This window comes from Candidatus Accumulibacter sp. ACC003 (assembly GCF_907163085.1).
Lineage (GTDB): Bacteria > Pseudomonadota > Gammaproteobacteria > Burkholderiales > Rhodocyclaceae > Accumulibacter.
Window position 1 is genome coordinate 120,262 of sequence record NZ_CAJQTX010000007.1, and the last position, 18,441, is coordinate 138,702.

Sequence of the window (18,441 nt, forward strand, 5' to 3'; positions counted from 1 at the left end):
AGTAATGGCGGCTGCCTGCTTCGACACGAACATGGGTGCTGGAAATGGATTTATTGCTGACTGTCGTATTTGTCGCCGTGCTGACCTTTGTTGGCCTATCGATCATCGGTGCCGTGCGCTGGGCGGCGGCGACGCGCGGGCTGCGCGCCGGCCTGCAGGCCGCCAGGCAAACGGTCAAGCCGGACCGTTTTGAGGCGCGCGAGCTGCAGCGGCTGCCAGAACCCGTGCAACGCTACTTTCGCCTGGCGCTGACGGCCGGGCAGCCGATCGTTCGCGGGCTGCGCGTCGAGCATGCCGGGCGCCTCAACATCGGCAAGAGTAGCGACAACTGGAAGCCATTTACCTCGGGCCAGCAGGTGTGCACGCGCCGGCCGGGCTTTCTCTGGGACGCACGGGTACGCGTCGCCCCGGGCGTTACGGTGCATGTCCATGATGCCTACGTGGCGGGTGAGGGAACGCTTCATCCGGCGCTGCTCGGCTTGTTGCCGCTGGGCAAGCAGCACGGCAAGGGCGCCATCGCCGAGGCCGAGCTGCTGCGCTACCTGGCCGAAGCCGTCTGCTACCCGACGGCGCTGCTGCCCAGTCAGGGCGTCAGCTGGCAGGCCGTCGACGCGCACTCGGCGACCGCGACGCTGCGCGATGGCGAACTCAGCGTGTCTTTGTTGTTCTGCTTCAACGACGCTGGACTGGTCGAGTCGGTGCGCGCCGACGCGCGTCCCTGTCTGCTTGCCGGCCGCTTTGTCTCGCTGCCGTGGGAAGGGCTGTGGTCGGACCATGAACAGCAGCACGGGATGTGCGTGCCGATGCGTGGCGAGGTTCGCTGGTTGCTGCCAGGGGGGCCAAAACCGTACTGGCAAGGACGCATCGGACGACTCGACTACGAGTTTTCGTAGGCTCTGGCCGCGCGCCGACGAGCCGCGTCAGATGGTGCCGGCTTCGCGCAGGGCGGCGATCGCTGCGGCCGAGTAGCCGAGTCGCTGCAGCGTCTCGTCGGTATGTTCGCCGAGCTTGGGTCCCAGCCATTCGGTACTGCCCGGCGTTTCCGACAGTTTCGGAACGATGCCCGGGATCTTGAACGCCTTGCCGTCGGGCAGGGTCGCCGTTTCGATCATCTGCCTGGCCAAATACTGCGGGTCGGCGACCATGTCGGCCGCCGAGAAAACGCGCGACGCCGGGACGTCGGCGGCGGCCAGGGTGCGCAGCACTTCGTTTTCCGGACGCGCGCCAACCCAGCTGTCGATGACCGCGTAGAGCTCGTCACGACGCCCGTCGCGGCCGGCGTTGTCGGCCAGTTGCGGGTCATCGGCGAGATCGGTGCGGCCGATGGTGAGCATCAATCGCTTGAAGATCGCGTCGCCATTGGCGCCGATCGTGACGTGCCTGCCATCCAGCGTCGAGTGCGTGTTCGACGGGGTGATTCCGGGCATGATGTTGCCCGTGCGTTCGCGAACGAAACCGAAAACGTCGAATTCGGGGAGTAGCGACTCCATCATCGCGAAAACCGCTTCGTACAGCGCGACGTCGACCACCTGCCCCTGGCCGCCGTTGTGCTCCTTGTGACGCAAGGCCATCAGTGTGCCGATGACACCCCACAGCGCGGCGATCGAGTCACCGATCGAAATGCCGGTCTTGACCGGCGGTCGGTCGGCGAAGCCGGTCACGTAACGCAGGCCACCCATCGATTCGCCGATCGCGCCAAAGCCGGGTTGTTGCGCCAGCGGCCCGCTCTGGCCAAAGCCCGACAGGCGCAGCATCACCAGGCCGGGGTTGATCGCCGACAGCTCCGGCCAGCCCAGGCCGAGTTTTTCGAGGACGCCGGGGCGAAAGTTCTCGACCACGATGTCGGCTTCGGCAACCAGGCGGTGCACGATCTCGCGACCGGCCGGGTGCTTCAGATTGATCGTCAGCGATTTCTTGTTGCGCGACTGCACGTACCACCACAGCGACGTGCCCTGGTAGAGCTTGCGCCACTTGCGCAAGGGGTCGCCGCCATCGGGCGATTCGATCTTGATCACCTCGGCGCCGAATTCGGCCATGATGCGCGCCGCGAAGGGGCCGGCAATCAGGCTGCCGAGTTCGATGACCGTCAGGCCGGCCAGGGGTTTTGTCGATGTCGTCATGGGCGTGAGCCGGAAGGGTTGGCGCCGGTGCAGAGCGTTCGGCCGGGCAACGACAAAGCCCCCTTGCGGGGGCCTTGTCAGTGTTGCAGGTCGAGCAGCAGCGCTTACATGCGCTCGATCATCGCGTCGCCGAATGCCGAGCACGAGACTTCGGTGGCGCCTTCCATCAGCCGCGCGAAGTCGTAGGTCACGACCTTGTCGCCGATCGCCGCTTCCATCGACTTGATGATCAGGTCGGCGGCTTCGAGCCAGCCGAGATGGCGAAGCATCATTTCGGCGGAGAGGATCAACGAACCCGGGTTCACCTTGTCGAGGCCGGCGTACTTCGGTGCCGTGCCATGCGTCGCTTCGAAGCACGCGTAGAGGTCGGAGATGTTGGCGCCCGGCGCGATGCCGATACCGCCGACCTGTGCGGCCAGGGCATCGGAAATGTAATCGCCGTTGAGGTTGGTCGTGCAGATCACGTCGTATTCGGCCGGGCGCAGCAGGATCTGCTGCAGGAAGGCGTCGGCGATCGAGTCCTTGATGATGATCCCGTCGGGGAGCTTGAGCCACGGGCCACCGTCGAGCTCGACGCCACCGAATTCGTTCTTGGCCAGGTCGTACGCCCAGTCACGGAACGAGCCTTCGGTGTACTTCATGATGTTGCCCTTGTGCACGATGGTCACCGACTTGCGCTTGTTGGCGATCGCGTACTTGATGGCGGCACGCACCAGCCGCTCGGTGCCCTCCCTGGAAATCGGCTTGATGCCGATACCCGAGGTTTCCGGGAAGCGGATTTTCTTGACGCCCATTTCGTCCTGCAGAAACTTGATGAGCTTCTTGGCGGCGTCGGATCCCGACAGAAATTCGATACCGGCGTAGATGTCCTCGGTGTTTTCGCGGAAGATCACCATCTCGGTCTTCGTCGGATCCTTGAGCGGCGAGGGAACGCCACGGAAGTAGTGGATCGGGCGAACGCACTGGTAGAGATCGAGTTCCTGGCGCAGGGCGACGTTCAGCGAACGAATGCCGCCACCGACCGGCGTGGTCATCGGGCCCTTGATCGAAACCGAGTATTCCTTGAGCGCGTCGAGCGTCTCGGCCGACAACCACACGTCGGAACCGTACATCTGGGTTGACTTCTCGCCAGCGTAAACTTCCATCCAGGCGATTTTCTTCTGGCCGCCATAGGCCTTGGCAACCGCCGCGTCGACGACCTTGATCATCACCGGCGTGATGTCGATGCCAATGCCGTCGCCTTCGATGAACGGGATGATCGGGTTGTTCGGGATGGCTTCCCCGGGAATGATTTTCTGGCCGCCTTGTGGAACTTTGATCAAACTTGCGCTCATGCCAACTCCATATAGTGTGGTTTGGTGTAGCCGATGGGTCGGTCGGCACCGGCGCCGGGCAGCGCCTGCGGTGCTTCGGGACCTGCGCATCGGACGATGCTGGATACGTGGGCACGAAGGATTTGTCTGTAGCAAATTCTCCTGCGGCACCGCCCGCGATTATGCGGTAAAAGCAGGCGCTTGGCCAGCGCGAGCGCGGGTGTCGGGGCTCGGCCACGTCCGCGAGGGCGGCGTCGGCGCTTGCCTGGCGGCGTTTTTGCGAGGTCGCTTGCGCATGGTGCGGCGCAGCAGTGGCGATGCTACAATCGCTTCAGTCAGACCTGATGAGCAGCCCAATGGACATCTCCACTGTTGAAAACGTACTCGCTCGACGTATCGCCGAAGCGATGATCGACGGCTTCAGTCGGCACTATCAACTGATCCGGCGCTACGGCCGGGAAGCCCAGGCGCTCTTCGAAGCCGCCGACTGGAAGGGCGTGCACGTCGCCGTCCGCGAGCGTATCCGCTCCTACGATGAGCGCGTTACCGAGACCGCCGAGTTGCTGGCTGCCGATTTCGGCGCCGCGTCGATCGACGATGCGACGTGGCAGCAGCTCAAGCTGCTGTACATCGGCCAGCTGATCAACCACAAACAGCCGGAACTCGCCGAGACCTTCTTCAACTCGGTGTGCTCGAAGATCCTGGCGCGGACGTATTTCAACAACGACTACATTTTTGCCCGCCCGGCGGTGTCGACCGAGTACCTGCAGGCGTCTCCACCGACCTACCGCAGCTACTATCCGGCGCAAGGCGGCCTGCGTGCGACGATCAAACAGGTGATCCTTGACTTCGACTGGCAGCGCCCCTTCGAGGACCTCGACCGCGACGTTGACTTCATCATGCGCACCTGCCGAGAGCGTCTCGGCGAGTGGCCGGCGGCCGAGGCCAACGCGCAGATCCGCGTTCTGCACTCGGCTTTCTATCGCAACAAGGGCGCCTACGTCTTCGGCAAGGCGATCAACGGCCATCGCGAGTACCCGTTCGCCGTGCCGGTCCTGCATACGCCGGAAGGTAAGCTGGTGCTCGACACCATCCTGCTCGACAGCTGGCTGATCAGCGTCTTGTTCTCCTTGTCGCGCGCTTATTTCATGGTCGATATGGAGGTGCCGTCGGGATACGTGCATTTCCTGAGCAGCATCATGCCAGGCAAGCCGCCGTCGGAGCTGTACACCATGCTCGGCCTTGGTAAGCAGGGAAAGATCCTGTTTTTCCGCGACCTCAAGCAGCATCTTCGCCACTCGCAAGACCAGTTCGTCATCGCCCCGGGTATTGCCGGTCTGGTGATGCTGGTGTTCACGCTGCCGTCGTATCCCTACGTTTTCAAGCTGATCAAGGACGTCTTCGGTGCGTCGAAGGAAATGGATCGCGCCACGGTCAAGCGCAAATACCTGCTGGTCAAGCAGGTGGACCGCGTTGGCCGGATGGCCGACACGCTCGAGTTCTCGCATGTGGCCCTACCGAAGGCGCGTTTTTCGGACGAACTGCTCGAAGCCTTCCGCACGCTGGCGCCGTCGCTGATCGAGGAGGACGGCGACGACCTGGTGATCAAGCACCTGTACATCGAACGGCGTTTGACGCCGCTGAACATCTACCTGGATTCGGCGACCCCCGAGCAGATCGACCACGCCGTGCATGAGTACGGCAGCGCCATCCGCGAACTGGCGTGCGCCAACATCTTCCCGGGCGACATGCTGTGGAAGAACTTCGGCGTCACGCGTTACGACCGCGTCGTGTTCTACGACTACGACGAAATCGAATACATGACCGACACCAACTTCCGGGTCATTCCGGAAGCGCCGTACCCGGAAATGGAAATGTCCAGCGAGCCCTGGTACTCGGTCGGTCGGCACGACGTCTTCCCGGAGGAGTTCGCCAGCTTCCTGCTCGGCTCGCCGAAAGTGCGCTCGGCCTTCCTCAAGTACCACCGGGACTTGCTGAACGTGAAGTTCTGGCAGGGAGCGCAGGAAAAAATCCGCGCCGGCCATGTCGAGGATTTCTTTCCGTACCCCGAAGAGCTGCGGTTCTGCAAGGTCTTCGCCAGCAACTGAGGCCGGCCTTCGTCGCCGCGCCGCTGCGCTACGCGTCGCCAGCGCCAGCGCCTGGCCCGGTCAGGTGCCTGAGCAAGACCACCTTTGACCTTCAGCTATAATCGCGCTTTACCTTCTGTCAGGAACGCGATCATGGGCAACCGACTTTCGAAAATCGTCACGCGTACCGGCGACGCCGGCACGACCGGCCTCGGCGACGGCACGCGCGTCGGCAAGGACAGCTTGCGCATCGAGACCATTGGTCAGGTAGACGAGCTCAACTCAACGCTCGGCCTGCTGCTGACCGAAGAGCTGCCCGACGATATCAGGCAGGCGCTGACCGGCGTTCAGCACGACCTCTTCGATCTTGGCGGCGAATTGTGCATTCCCGGGATGAACATGATCTCCGAGCCGCAGGTGCAGCGTCTCGAAGGCCTCGTCGAGCGCTTCAACGAAGACCTGTCGCCGCTCAAGGATTTCATTCTGCCGGGTGGCACGCGCGCTGCCGCGGTCGCCCATCTGGTGCGCACCGTCTGCCGCCGCGCCGAGCGCCAGGTCGTACACCTGGCGGCCACCGAGCAGGTTTCCGACTTTTCCCGCAAGTACCTGAATCGCTTGTCCGATCTGATGTTTGTCCTGGGCCGCGCGCTGAACAAGGCGGGCGGCCGCGGCGACGTGCTGTGGGTACAGGGCCAGAATCGCGGCGCCGATTGAGCGCCGGCAACCACTTACTTTGAGGGGAGTTGGACATGGCGATCGGCATTACCGTCATAACTACGGCCAACCGCGCTCGCCGCTTCTTGCAGACTGACGAGGCGGCACTCGAGCGGACCATCGACAGCCTCCGACGGAGCAGCCAGATGTTCGTCGGCAAGCCACTGATCATTGGCTCGGAAGCGCAGACCGAAGTCTTCGCGCGGGCGTCGATCGCCTGCGTCGAATTTGCAGCGGCCAAAGATCTCAGCGCCTACGTGGCGAGTCCGCTCAACCTGGAACTGACCGCGCTGACGCCCGAGCAGCTCACGGAGCCATTTAGCGGCAGCTTCGAAGGCGAACACTTCAAGGTTCGGATCGATTTCTTCTTCAACGGCGGCCACGTGCTGCACACGCTCGCCGAAGGCGTTCGCAAGGCAGCGCTCGCCGAGCGTCTGATGAATCTGACCAGCTTTTTTGAACGACCGGTGATGAACTACCGACTCGCGAACGGCGGCATTGGGCTGATGAATCCGGCAGCCATTTCGCGTTTTCTGATCACCCCGGGTACTGCCGATCTGCCACGCGATGCCTGGCTGGCCGAGCCGGCGTAAGGCGATGGCGTAGCACAGCCGAGAGACGACTATGGCCGGTGCCGGTTATGGTCTCGCGCTGCCCCGTTGGGCAAGCGGTTTTCCTCCGGAGGCCGCAGACGACGCGACCCGCTGGAAAGTGTGCCAACGTTTCAGGCCGAATCGCGCGGCCGGTTCGTCTTGCAGCCAAGGCAGGGGTCGAAAACGTGCGGGTCCAGGTCTTCCCCTATGCCTTGGGCAATAGTCAAGACGCCGTTTCTGTGCGCTCTTCCTACAAGCTACAGCGTCGGCCTCGGCCATCGTTTCAACCGAGAATGGTTTGGGCCGAGGAATCTTGATCAGGGCCCAGCGTAACTGATCAACACATAGACAGAGGCCGAGTGACATCCGAGGTTTAATCCGTCTACCGCGGGTGGCGAATATCTAGCACCAGCGCAGTAATCTGACACCTGGAGTCGGACAGTTCAGTCGCTTGCTTTGCCAGCCTCTCCTGCAGGGCTTCCCAGTTGTCACTGTTCGTCCGAGCTACTTGCTTTTTGCGGTCATCGCCTGACCAGAAGTCGCAGTCGAAATAGCCGGCCAGGTAGATGCCCTGCCGCCAACCATGGGCTTGAAGGTAGCGCTCCTTGAGCTGGGTGCGCATGGCAGTCATCAAGTCGCGGTTCCAGGAACCCTTGGACTCGACGATCACCACGATCGGTGCCCCATTCTTCGTGCGTGCTTCCACCTTTAGGTCCGTACGTTCGCCGATACGGCTTTCTTGGACGTTGCGTACCTGCACTTCACGATCGATGACCGCGCCGGGGAGATCGCGGCGCAAATGCTGCAGCACAAAGTCCGAGAGGCGGTCCTCGCTCTTCGGTCTGCCCGAACGCCCATCTTTCGCCACGTTCCAGAGAAAAGGCGCCAGCGGCGTATCGCCCTGCAACAGCTGCTGAAGCCGTTCCAGCGAGGCGATCACAGCCACGCTCAGTTCGGCCGCGTCGCGAACAAAGCGCTTGTCCGTCTCTTGAACAAAGGTGATCAAGCTTTGCGGAGAAAGCGGATGCCATTCCTTTTCGCGCCGCGCGGCGCGCGCCGCGTGCAGAAGCTCGCGCCAACGGGGCTGACCGGGAAATCGCTCTGCCAGGCGCTCGATTTCCTCAACCGCTTGAGCGGTACCCAAGGCCGCCAGTCGATGAATGCAGGACTCGCGCAGGTCGGCGAGGTCATCGCGAGGGGTTGGCGTGTAAGGCTGTCTTGAACGATGTGGCGGATCACCTTCCGCCGGAAAATGCTCCTCCAGCCATCCATATAATTCGCTCAAGTCCGCCTCCTGAAGCTCCACCAGCCAGGAGGCGTCCCACCGCCATCGAGGAGCCAGACGAGTCAAGAGTGCGTCGCCGTAGACGGCGTCGGATTGCGAGCGGGCCCAGAGAACCGGCCACGACTCGCTCGGTACGTGCTCCATCAGCAACTCGGCAATCTCGAACGACGACTGCCGTTGCGTTTCATCCTGACTATCCGCGGCTCGGCCGAAGTCAGCGAGGGCAAGCGTCACGCCTTCGGGTTGCTTCTGATCGAGCAGCACCTTCAGAAAGGCCCGGCGCTGCGCTGGAGCGTGAAGCGACTGCAAGTGCCGACAAACAAGTTCGGCGGTTTCTGTAGACCAGATCGCTTGCAGATCATCCAGCCCGCTCAAGCAAGTGCGTCCAGTGGCGATTTCGTGGTCGAGTTTGCGGTCGATTTCGGCCAGTGCGACGTCGGGACTCTTGTCGCGAGCGATCTTCAGGAGCATCCCGCGGCTATTTTCGCCGTGATCAAGTGGAAAGAATACCAGTGCGGGAATCCAGATCGACCATCGTTCTGCCGCGGTTTTCTGCAAGACATGAGGACGCTGATGCGCCAGCAGAGCGAGGGCAAGCCAGAGGCCAACGTGCAATTCAGACACGGTTTCAACCGGCAGCGACAACTCCACCACCTCAGACTGCGATATCTCCATCGCCCAGGCGGCAGCGCAGTCGACGATTTGTCGTCTTTCCTCGGAACTGGCGCGCAGCCAACCGGGAGCCTTTGTAATCTGGCACCAAAAGTGCGGGTACTCGACGGCATCATCCGCCAAGCAAAGGTCAGGCCAAAGGCGCATCCAGGTCCCCGTTTCGCCTGAAACGAAGTCGGCCAAGTCGCTTCGCACCCTGGCGGCAGGCGGGGGATTCAGCACCTCGGACCAGGATTTTACAAAGCTAAGCCGGCGCTGGTAGATGTCACGGGCGCTCGTTTCGGCATCGCTACCGAAGTAAATCGGCGCCATGAAGGCAGAGACCACATCCGCCAACGGCGAAAGCGAATTGGGTGCATCGCGGCAAGCAACATCGACCGGACGGTCGCTCCAGTGACCATCGGCGCTTGGCGAGAAGAGAACCCGAACACACTGAGCCAGTCGCGCCTTTAACATGTCGTTGTGCGCATGCTCGTATTGATCCAGCAGCCACGGCAGATCTTCATCGAACAGCAGTCGGTCCGCAACGTAAGCCAGATCGATTACCTCACTCTCCGGCTGGTCAACCAAGGGCAGAACGGCGAGAAGCAGACGCCTTCTCTTTTCACTGTCGGCCGAGAAAGGATGCGCATCGTCCGTGCGCTCTCCCAGCCGTTTGAAGATCCGCTCATGACGCTTCCTGCATTGCCACACGACGCGGGAAAAAACGTGCATCACGCGGGGATCATCCAACAGCTCCCAAGCGCGCGCGGCAATGGCGTTGGCCAGGCGATTGCCGTCAAGGTCGACATGGGAAGGCACTGTCCCCCGTAGCCACTCCAGCGCCACAACGACATCGACGGCGTTGAAGCGATCGAGCAATTGGTCAGCCGCGTAGCGGTAGTCGCCCAGGCATTGCCAACTGCCAGCAAAGTTACTTGTCGCAAACAGTTCGCGCGTGCTCACGTGATCAGGCCACAGGCGAGTCAACAGGATGGACTGCAGGTCTTCCGTGGCGGTTGGGCCGACGACCAGTGGCCGCAAGCGTGCCAGTTGCTCGGCATCAGCGTGCCCCGCCACCAGGCGGGCAGCGGCATGGCGAATGCGTGGCCTCTCGTCGGCCGCCAACGCCAGTTCTGCTGCCAGTTCGGTGAGTTGCGTCACTTTGCAAGCCAATGCGATCTGCAGCGCAGCAGCACGAACGTCTTCGCGCAAGCTGCGATCGGCAATCCACGGACGCAACTGTTCGGCAAGACCGGGGTATGCGAGTTTCGAGAAGTTCCTTCGACTTTCCCAGCGCCAAACAGTTGGGTCCTCCGCCTGAACGGCCGCCAGGACTCCGCCTACCAGCTTTTCCTTTCTCACCCCGTCACGCCGCGCCAGATCGCTCCTCAATAGGAGAGCCGGCTCGGTATTCGCCAAGGCATCAAAAACGGGCAACGACAAGCTCGCCAACCAGGCCGCCAGTTCCGACAGTCTTGGCGGAATGCGGCCGTCTTCCGCCCAGCGGAGCAAAGAGAGCAACCGCTCTGCGTCTTGAACGCGTTCTGAGAGGTAGGCTGCGGCCAGATACTCTGCCCAGCTCTGGTGTCCGAAACCGAGTTTCTGACTTCCCTTCGCCGTGAATAGAGTGCTGTTCAGCACCTCGGTCAGGACCTTGTGGTCGATGCAGAAAGTGAAGCGGTCAGCGCGCTCGCCATCGCCGTAAACCTCCCGCGGTGAGAGGTCGTCCGCGGCGATCTGCAGCTCATTTCCCAGCCACAGCGACTGCCGGCTTCCCAGCAACAGCATGGCCGCAATGCGGCCCGCTACTGCCAGGCGCTGAACAGCGCTCAGCCCTCCTTGAATACCGGCCTGAAGGCGATTCGGAGAACGCTCGTCAGCCAGCAGGGTACATCCGCGAGCAAATATGTCGGCTTTCGCATCCGGCAGACTGCCGTCAATGGTGTAAATGCTCAAGAGCATGCGCAAGGTGTTCGGCAAAGCTGCGAAAGCCTCGATGTCGCGCCGATGCACCTGCGTCAGGAAGTGTGCCGGATCGACGAGACAATCTCGCGCCGCCTGTTCGACATCTTTTCGGCGCAGCGGGACCAGTTCGCAAACGGGTGCGCTGTCGCTCTTCTTCCATGGCGCTTCTGGTTGGCTCTCGATCTCCTGTCGTTCAGGCTCAGAGTTCTCCGCGCCCGTCGCCCAGAGACGCGCCAGCTTGTCCTCGACACCCCGCGGCCATTCCGTGGTTCGGCAACTCAGGCGCAGAAGCAACCTTTCCGTCGGCAGGTGCTCGAGTTCCCGCATCAGGATACTGACCACATTGGGCATGGGCAGCGTCAGACGGCACTCGTCAAGACTGTCCAGGAGCAGGAACAGCCTGCCAGATCCTCGACACCAATCCCGCACCTCTTGGGCTTGGAAGACGATGGAAACGAGATCCGCGGCGGCGCAGGTCTCGAGCTTGACGTGATGAACGCGCTCGCCGGCCGCGCGCAGCTGCCGAGCTTCATCGTCGAGGGCAGTCGATTTGCCACATCCGGGTTCGCCCAGGAGGACCAGAATCGGTTCCTCACGGAGAGCATCCAGTCGTCGAAGCAGAGGATTGTAGTGACGACCGAAAGTGTCCTCGGGGTCGGGCGGGAAGCCGTCAGTCTCGAGCGTCAAAGCCTCGTTGACCGGCAGCCAGTATCGCGGCCAGTCATGGTGAATTTCTTTTGTCACGAAAGGATGCTCTACCCCGACAAGAGAACGCCGCCGCACTTCGCGTGCGACGGCGTCATTGTACGACCGGAAGTGGCTCCGCTATTTCTTCTTCATTACAACGCGCTGGGTCAGTCAGCAAAACGCGCGGGGTCCACAAGCGCGCGGCAACGCGCGGAGAGCACGGAGGACAGAGCACGGCTTTTCGCGTAGGTCGACGCCGCACGAATCGAGGGGCACGATCACTGGCCAAAGTGGCTGCTGGACTGCCGCGTCGCTGCGCTCCTCGCAGTGACGGGGTGGGGTGGTCGGCGGAGTCTTGTGGTCATTTGGCGGTGCTGAAGCTGCGCACGGTATCGGCGGCCGTGGCGACGTGCCGCCAGCCAGCTTCGACCTGTTGCCTGAACGTTTTGCCTTCGTTTGCCGGCGACGGCTTACTCGGTTCGCCGATCGCGCGAGCGATGGAGCCGGACTCTGCTGCACCCTTGAAGCAATGGATCGCCGGCCATATCGATTGCTTCACTCGCATTCGGTAGTACACTCCGCAGCTCGAAACATTGGCGCGCCGGACTTTGCTCTGGCGTTCTTGCATTTGGCCGGGTTGGGCAGGGTGGCGGGTTGTTGCCACTGCCGGCCAGGAAGCCTGCTGCGAAGCGTGGGCTGGTGGCCACCGCGAGCAGCGCCACTGACCGCCTGCCGTTGCCGAGCGCCTTGCTGGAGAAATCAGCGCACTATGAGTTACACCGCAGAATCGATCGCTGTCCTCAAGGGGCTGGAGCCGGTGCGCCATCGTCCCGGGATGTACACGCGTACCGACTGTCCCTTGCACATCATTCAGGAAGCGATCGACAACGCCGCCGACGAGGCGCTCGGCGGCCATTGCAAACGCATCGAGGTGACGCTGCACAGCGACCAGTCGGTCAGCGTCGAGGACGACGGTCGCGGTATTCCGGTCGAGGTTCATCCGCTCGAAGGCGTACCGACGGTCGAAGTGGTGTTCACCCAGCTGCACGCCGGTGGCAAGTTCAGCAAGGACGACCACGACTCGGCGTATCGTTTCTCGGGCGGTCTGCACGGCGTCGGCGTTTCGGTGACCAACGCGCTGTCGACGCGGCTCGAGGTCGAGGTCGTCCGCGGTGGCGCGCGCCACCGGCTGGCTTTTGCCAGCGGCGCTCTGCTCGAACCGCTGCAGCGCGTCGGCGACGCGCCGAAGAAGGCCTCGGGGACGCGCGTGCGCGCCTGGCCCGACCCGGTCTTCTTCGATTCGCCGCTGATCCCGGCGCCGCCGCTCGAGCGCCTGCTGCGCAGCAAGGCGTTGCTGCTACCCGGCCTGCAGGTTTCACTGCACGTCGAGGGCGGCGCGACGACCGAATGGTGTTTCGCCAGCGGCATGCTGCAGTATCTGAGCGAGCAGATCGACGGCGAGCTCGTCGCACCGGTATTCAGCAGCGAGAAGTACGCGCGCAAAGGCGACGAGAACTTCCCGGTCGGCTCGGGCGCGTCCTGGGCGATCTGCTGGACGGCCGACGGCGGCCTGGCGCGCGAATCGTACGTTAACCTGATTCCGACACCCGCCGGCGGTACGCACGAGGCCGGTCTGCGGCAGGCGGTGCTCGAATCGGTCAAGAGTTTCGCCGATCATCACGCGCTGCTGCCGAAGGGCGTCAAGCTCGCCGCCGAGGACGTCTTCTCGCGCGCCAGCTTCGTTCTTGCGGTGCGCATGCTCGATCCGTCGTTTCAGGGGCAGACCAAGGAGCGCCTGAATTCGCGCGACGCGGTCGCACTGGTCGCGCGCATGCTGCGCGATCCCCTGGAGTTGTGGCTCAACGAGCATCCCGATGCCGCCAAGAAAATCACCGACCTGGCGATCCGTGCCGCGCAAGCGCGCGCCCGCGCCGGCCAGAAGGTCGAGAAGCGCAAGCAGTCGGGCGTCGCGATCCTGCCGGGAAAGCTTTCCGATTGCCAGAGCGAGGACAGCCGTCGCAACGAGATCTTTCTGGTCGAAGGCGACTCTGCCGGCGGCTCGGCGAAAGCCGGCCGCGACAAGGAATTGCAGGCGATCCTGCCGCTGCGCGGCAAGGTCTTGAATACCTGGGAGGTCGATGCCGGCAGTCTGTTCGCCAACCGCGAGGTGCACGATATCGCCGTCGCGCTCGGTATCGATCCGCATCCGGCGAGCGCGGCCGACTCGGTGCTGGCCAACCTGCGCTATGGCAAGGTGGTGATCATGACCGACGCCGACGTCGACGGTTCGCACATCCGCGTCCTGTTGTGCACGCTGTTCTACCGCCATTTTCCGAAGCTGATTGCCGCTGGTCATTTGTACTTCGCGCAGCCGCCGCTCTATCGCCTGGACGTCCCTGGTCATGGCAAGAACCGGCCGCCGCGCAAGATCTATGCGCTCGACAGCGCCGAGCGCGAAGCGTCGCTCGATCGCCTGCGGCTCGAGGGGATCAAGCCCGAAGCGGTCGGCATCTCGCGCTTCAAGGGCCTCGGCGAAATGAATTCGGAGCAACTCTGGGAAACGACGATGTCGCCCGATACGCGCCGCCTGATGCGCATCCGCATGCCGGGCGCCGAAGCGGCCAGGCCGGTGATGCAGATGTTGATGGGCAAGAGCGAGTCGGCGGGCCGGCGGGCGTGGATGGAAGATAACGGCGCGCTGATCGGCGCCGAAGTGTGAGGGCCAGCTGAACGTGATCAAGGACGACTCGACGCCAGACCTGTTTAGCGAACTGCCGCCGCTGGCACCGCCACCGGCGCCACCCGTGCCACCCGCGCCACCGGACTCGCCAGCGCTGGCCGCCGACGACGAAGACGACAGCATCCTGCTGCATGACTCGGCGGCGCGCGATTACCTCGAATACGCGATCGCCGTCGTCAAGGGCCGCGCGCTGCCCGACGTCAAGGACGGCCTCAAGCCGGTGCAGCGGCGGGTGCTCTTCGCGATGCGTGAACTCGGGCTGTCGGCGACCGCCAAGCCGGTCAAGTCGGCACGCGTCGTCGGCGACGTGATCGGCAAATACCACCCGCACGGCGATACCTCGGCGTACGACGCGATGGTCCGTGTCGCGCAGCCGTTCATGTTGCGTTACCCGCTGGTCGATGGCCAGGGCAATTTCGGCTCGCGCGACGGCGACAACGCCGCCGCCATGCGCTACACCGAAGCGCGCCTGACGGCGATCGCCGAGCTGTTGCTCGGCGAACTCGGCGAAGGGACGGTCGATTTCCAGCCGAATTACGACGGCTCTTTCGACGAACCGGCGTTTCTACCGGCGCGCCTGCCTTTCCTGTTGCTCAACGGCGCCTCGGGAATTGCCGTCGGGATGGCCACCGAAATCCCGGCGCACAACCTGCGCGAAGTCGCCGCCGCGGCGATCCACAAGATCGAGCATCCGCAAGCCGGCCTCGACGAGATGCTCGAATACGTTCCCGGTCCCGATTACCCGGGCGGCGGGCAGATCATTTCGTCGCCGGGCGATATTGCCGCCGCCTACCGCAGCGGCCGTGGCAGCCTGCGCGTACGCGCCCGCTACGAGATCGAGGAAATGGCGCGTGGCGCCTGGCAAGTGGTGTTCACCGAGTTGCCGCCGGGCGTTTCTTCGGCCAAGGTGCTCTCCGAAATAGGCGTCCTGCTCAACCCGCAGCCGCGACCGGGCAAGAAAGTGATCGAGCAGTCAACGGCGCAACTGAAGGCGCTGATGGCGTCGCAGCTTGACCGCGCGCGCGACGAATCGGGCAAGGACGCCGACGTCCGCCTGGTTTTCGAGCCAAGCACCTCGCGCATCGATCGTAGCGAGTTCGTCTCGCTGCTGCTGGCGCATACCAGCCTCGAGACCTCGGCGCCGATCAACCTGGTCGCTGTCGGCATTGACGGCCGGCCGTGCCAGAAGTCGCTGCTCGACCTGATCGGCGAGTGGTGTACTTTCCGGATCCGGACGGTGCACCGCCGCACGGCGTTTCGCCTGCAGAAAGCCGACGACCGTATCCACATTCTCGAAGGCCGGCACATCGTCTACCTGAACATCGACGAAGTGATCCGCATCATCCGCCAGTCCGACGAGCCGAAAGCGGCGCTGATTGCCCGCTTCGCGCTGTCCGATCGGCAGGCCGAGGACATCCTGGAAATCCGCCTGCGGCAGTTGGCGCGGCTGGAGGGGATTCGCATCGAGCAGGAGCTGGCCAAGCTGCGCAGCGAGCGCGAGGGCTTGCTCAAGCTGCTCGGCAGCGACGCGCTGCTGCGCCGGCAGGTGATCCGCGAAATCAAGGCCGACGCCGAGAAGCACGGCGACGCGCGGCGGACGATCATTGAGACTGCGACGATGGCGTCACGCGCTGAAGCCGCTGCCGTCGCCGATGAGCCGGTGACGGTGATTATTTCCGAGAAGGGCTGGGCGCGCGTTCGCCAGGGGCATGGCCTCGACGTTTCCGGCGTCGTTTTCAAGGACGGTGACCGCGCCGGTTCGGCGCAGGAGTGCCGCTCGGTCGACTCGCTGGTGATCGTGTCGACTGCCGGACGCGCGTTCACCGTCGCCGTCGCCAGCCTGCCCGACGGTCGCGGCATGGGCGCGCCGCTGTCGTCCTTCGCCGAACTCGGCGTCGGCAAGATCGCGCACGTGCTGACCGCTCGCCCGGACGAGCCCTTGCTGGTCGCCAAGACCTCTGGTTACGGCTTCGTTTGCACTTTCGGCGACCTGCTGTCGCGGCAGAAGGCTGGCAAGGCCTTCGTCAGCGTCGAGGACGGCGCCAGCATCCTGCCGCTGCTGCGGCTGGCCGGGCGCGACCATCTCGCGGCGCTGTCGGAAGACGGCCGCCTGCTGGTCTTCCCGCTCGAGCAGATGAAACGCCTGAGCAGCGGCAAGGGTGTGCAGATCATCGGCCTGCGCGACGGCGAGTCGCTGCGTGCGGTAATCGCCACGCAGGGCGCCCAAGTGACGATCAAGGGAACGCTGCGCGGCCGCACCAAGACGCTGCTCTCCGAGGACCGCCATTTTGGCCTGCGCGCACGCCGGGGTTCGCCGGTCGGGCAGATCAGCCATGTGACGCTGGTCGCCCATCCCGAGTAAGCACGCGCCGGCGCGTGTTGCCGGCACGTTGCGCATGTCAAGGAGCGAGGAATTGACGACTTTCCAAAAACAGAATCTGCTCAAGCGCCTGGCGATCGCTGGCGTGCTGGCTTTTTTCGGTGCGGCGGCGGCCGCCGAGCAGGTTGGTTGTGTGACCACCGAATGGAAGCTGATTGGTTCGAACCACAAGGTTTGCGTCGACAGCTTTGCCGACCCGAAGGTGTCGGGGGTGACGTGTCACGTCAGCCAGGCGCGAACCGGCGGCGTCAGTGGCTCCTTCGGTCTGGCGCAGGACCCCTCGCAGTTCTCGCTGGCGTGTCGGCAGACCGGCCCGATCGTCCTGCCGGCGAAGCTGCCGAAAGAGGCGACGGTCTTTGCCGAAGATACCTCGATCCTGTTCAAGGAGACGCGCGTCATCAGGATGTGGGACGCCGCCAACAATACCCTGGTCTACCTGGCGATCAGCCGCAAGCTGATCGACGGCGCGCCAGCGAACAGCATTTCGACGGTGCCGGTGATGCCCTGGGGCGGCCGTTGAAAATGCGCGCGCCGACGGTGATCGGGATTTTGTCGACAGCGGGCTGGCGATGGCGGTGAACGCGGCGGCGCCGGCGGCGCGCGACATCGCGGGTCTTGGGCAGGTGTTCACGCCGAGCGCGATCGTCGACTTGATGCTCACGCTGGTGCGCAATCGCGGGCGGGTGCTCGAGCCGGCGTGCGGCGACGGTGTCTTCCTGCAGCATTTCCCGTTCGCGGTGGGAATCGAGATCGACCCCGGGCATGCGCCGGTGGGCGCGCGCGTGATGGATTTCTTTGCGCTGCCCGAGCATGAAGTGTTCGCCACGATCATCGGCAATCCGCCCTACGTGCGCTATCAGGACATCGCCGCGACGGCGCGTGCCAACATCCGCGGCAGCGTTCTCGACGGGCGCGCCAATCTCTATCTGTTTTTTATCGAGAAGTGCCTGCGTCATCTGGCGCCCGGCGGCGAGCTGGTGTTCATCACGCCGCGCGATTTCCTGAAGGCGACTTCGGCGGTGCCGCTGAACCGGCTGCTCTACGCCGCCGGGACGATTACCGACCTGGTCGATCTCGGCGACTCGCGGCTGTTCGACGACGCCGCGCCGAATTGCGCGATCTGGCGTTTCGAACGCGACAATTTCTCCCGCCTGACGCGCTACGCTGCGCAGGGCGTCGCCGACGGCATCGCCGGGTTGACGCGACTGCAGTGGGCCGAGCGCCATTTCGTCGAGAGTGCCGGCCACCTGCTGTTTACGCGCGGCGACTACGGCCTGCACCTGGACGACATCGCTTTCGTCAAGGTCGGCGCGGTGTCCGGCGCCGACGACCTCTACGCCAACGACGATTACGGCAACCGCAGCTTCGTCTGTTCGGCGACGGTGGCCACTGGCGACACCCGGCGGATGCTCTGGTGCGAGCCGGGCGAGCCGCCGCCAGCGGCGCTGCGGCCACACAAGGAACGCCTGATCGCGCGCCGCATACGAGCCTTCGACGAGTCCAACTGGTGGCGCTGGGGGCGGGGCTATTATCAGTCGCCAGAGCCGCGGGTGTATGTGAACAACAAGACCCGCCGCCAGCAGCCGTTTTTTGTGCACCCCTGCCGGAACTACGACGGCAGCGTGCTGGCGATCTTTGCACGCGATCCGACGGTCGATGTGCAGGCGCTGGCGCTGGCCTTGAACGGCGTCGACTGGGCCGACCTCGGTTTTGTTTGCGATGGTCGCTTCCTGTTTACCCAGCGCAGCCTCGAGCAGACGCCGCTGCCGGAATCCTTCCGTTCTTTCGTGCCCGCGGCCGGTGTAAGATCGTCGGCCGAGCTACCCGCACTGCTGTCGCCGCAGCCGCAGCCGCAACCGCCTTCGCCACCGCGCAGCCCGCTGGCAACGGGGAGGAGATAAGC

The 18,441-nt window shown here is 63.8% G+C and carries 12 protein-coding genes; 8 read left to right on the plus strand and 4 right to left on the minus strand.

The features are described from left to right. Positions 1 to 53 precede the first annotated feature (53 nt). Positions 54 to 893, plus strand: a complete 840-nt coding sequence (locus QZ656_RS15950; RefSeq protein WP_291994322.1) for a DUF6544 family protein — start codon at positions 54 to 56, stop codon at positions 891 to 893. Positions 894 to 920: 27 nt separating this feature from the next. Here the strand turns inward: QZ656_RS15950 and QZ656_RS15955 are convergent, their stop codons facing one another. Continuing rightward, complete coding sequence (locus QZ656_RS15955; protein ID WP_291994323.1) at positions 921 to 2,120, minus strand: CaiB/BaiF CoA-transferase family protein; 1,200 nt, start codon at positions 2,118 to 2,120, stop codon at positions 921 to 923. Between the two features lie 104 nt (positions 2,121 to 2,224). Further along, positions 2,225 to 3,454, minus strand: a complete 1,230-nt coding sequence (icd, locus tag QZ656_RS15960; protein ID WP_291994324.1) for an NADP-dependent isocitrate dehydrogenase — start codon at positions 3,452 to 3,454, stop codon at positions 2,225 to 2,227. 335 nt (positions 3,455 to 3,789) lie between these two features. Between icd and aceK the strand changes: the two genes are divergently transcribed. From aceK to QZ656_RS15975, 3 genes are all read left to right on the plus strand, one after another. Continuing rightward, a complete protein-coding gene (aceK, locus tag QZ656_RS15965) occupies positions 3,790 to 5,541 on the plus strand; it encodes a bifunctional isocitrate dehydrogenase kinase/phosphatase (protein ID WP_291994689.1) in 1,752 nt (583 codons plus the stop codon). A gap of 132 nt (positions 5,542 to 5,673) precedes the next feature. After that, positions 5,674 to 6,234, plus strand: a complete 561-nt coding sequence (locus QZ656_RS15970) for a cob(I)yrinic acid a,c-diamide adenosyltransferase (protein WP_291994325.1) — start codon at positions 5,674 to 5,676, stop codon at positions 6,232 to 6,234. Positions 6,235 to 6,269: 35 nt separating this feature from the next. Further along, on the plus strand, positions 6,270 to 6,827 hold the full coding sequence (locus QZ656_RS15975) for a hypothetical protein (RefSeq protein ID WP_291994326.1): 558 nt from the start codon (positions 6,270 to 6,272) through the stop codon (positions 6,825 to 6,827). A 382-nt stretch (positions 6,828 to 7,209) separates the two neighbouring features. On the opposite strand, the gene QZ656_RS15980 is transcribed toward QZ656_RS15975, so the two are convergent. Then, a complete protein-coding gene (locus QZ656_RS15980; protein WP_291994327.1) occupies positions 7,210 to 11,475 on the minus strand; it encodes a hypothetical protein in 4,266 nt (1,421 codons plus the stop codon). A gap of 304 nt (positions 11,476 to 11,779) precedes the next feature. Next, the gene (locus tag QZ656_RS15985) at positions 11,780 to 12,046 is read right to left on the minus strand and encodes a hypothetical protein (protein WP_291994328.1); all 267 of its coding nucleotides are present in this window, start codon (positions 12,044 to 12,046) and stop codon (positions 11,780 to 11,782) included. A gap of 141 nt (positions 12,047 to 12,187) precedes the next feature. On the opposite strand from QZ656_RS15985, the gene QZ656_RS15990 reads away from it, so the two are divergent. The 4 genes from QZ656_RS15990 (at position 12,188) to QZ656_RS16005 (ending at position 18,439) form a co-directional block, all read left to right on the plus strand. Beyond that, positions 12,188 to 14,137, plus strand: a complete 1,950-nt coding sequence (locus QZ656_RS15990; RefSeq protein ID WP_291994329.1) for a DNA topoisomerase IV subunit B — start codon at positions 12,188 to 12,190, stop codon at positions 14,135 to 14,137. Positions 14,138 to 14,153: 16 nt separating this feature from the next. Further along, a complete protein-coding gene (gene parC / locus QZ656_RS15995) occupies positions 14,154 to 16,520 on the plus strand; it encodes a DNA topoisomerase IV subunit A (protein ID WP_291994690.1) in 2,367 nt (788 codons plus the stop codon). Between the two features lie 88 nt (positions 16,521 to 16,608). Beyond that, positions 16,609 to 17,058: a CreA family protein gene (locus tag QZ656_RS16000; RefSeq protein ID WP_291994691.1), complete on the plus strand. Its 450-nt coding sequence runs from the start codon at positions 16,609 to 16,611 to the stop codon at positions 17,056 to 17,058. Between the two features lie 55 nt (positions 17,059 to 17,113). After that, positions 17,114 to 18,439, plus strand: a complete 1,326-nt coding sequence (locus tag QZ656_RS16005; protein WP_291994330.1) for a class I SAM-dependent methyltransferase — start codon at positions 17,114 to 17,116, stop codon at positions 18,437 to 18,439. The last annotated feature ends 2 nt before the right edge of the window (positions 18,440 to 18,441 follow it).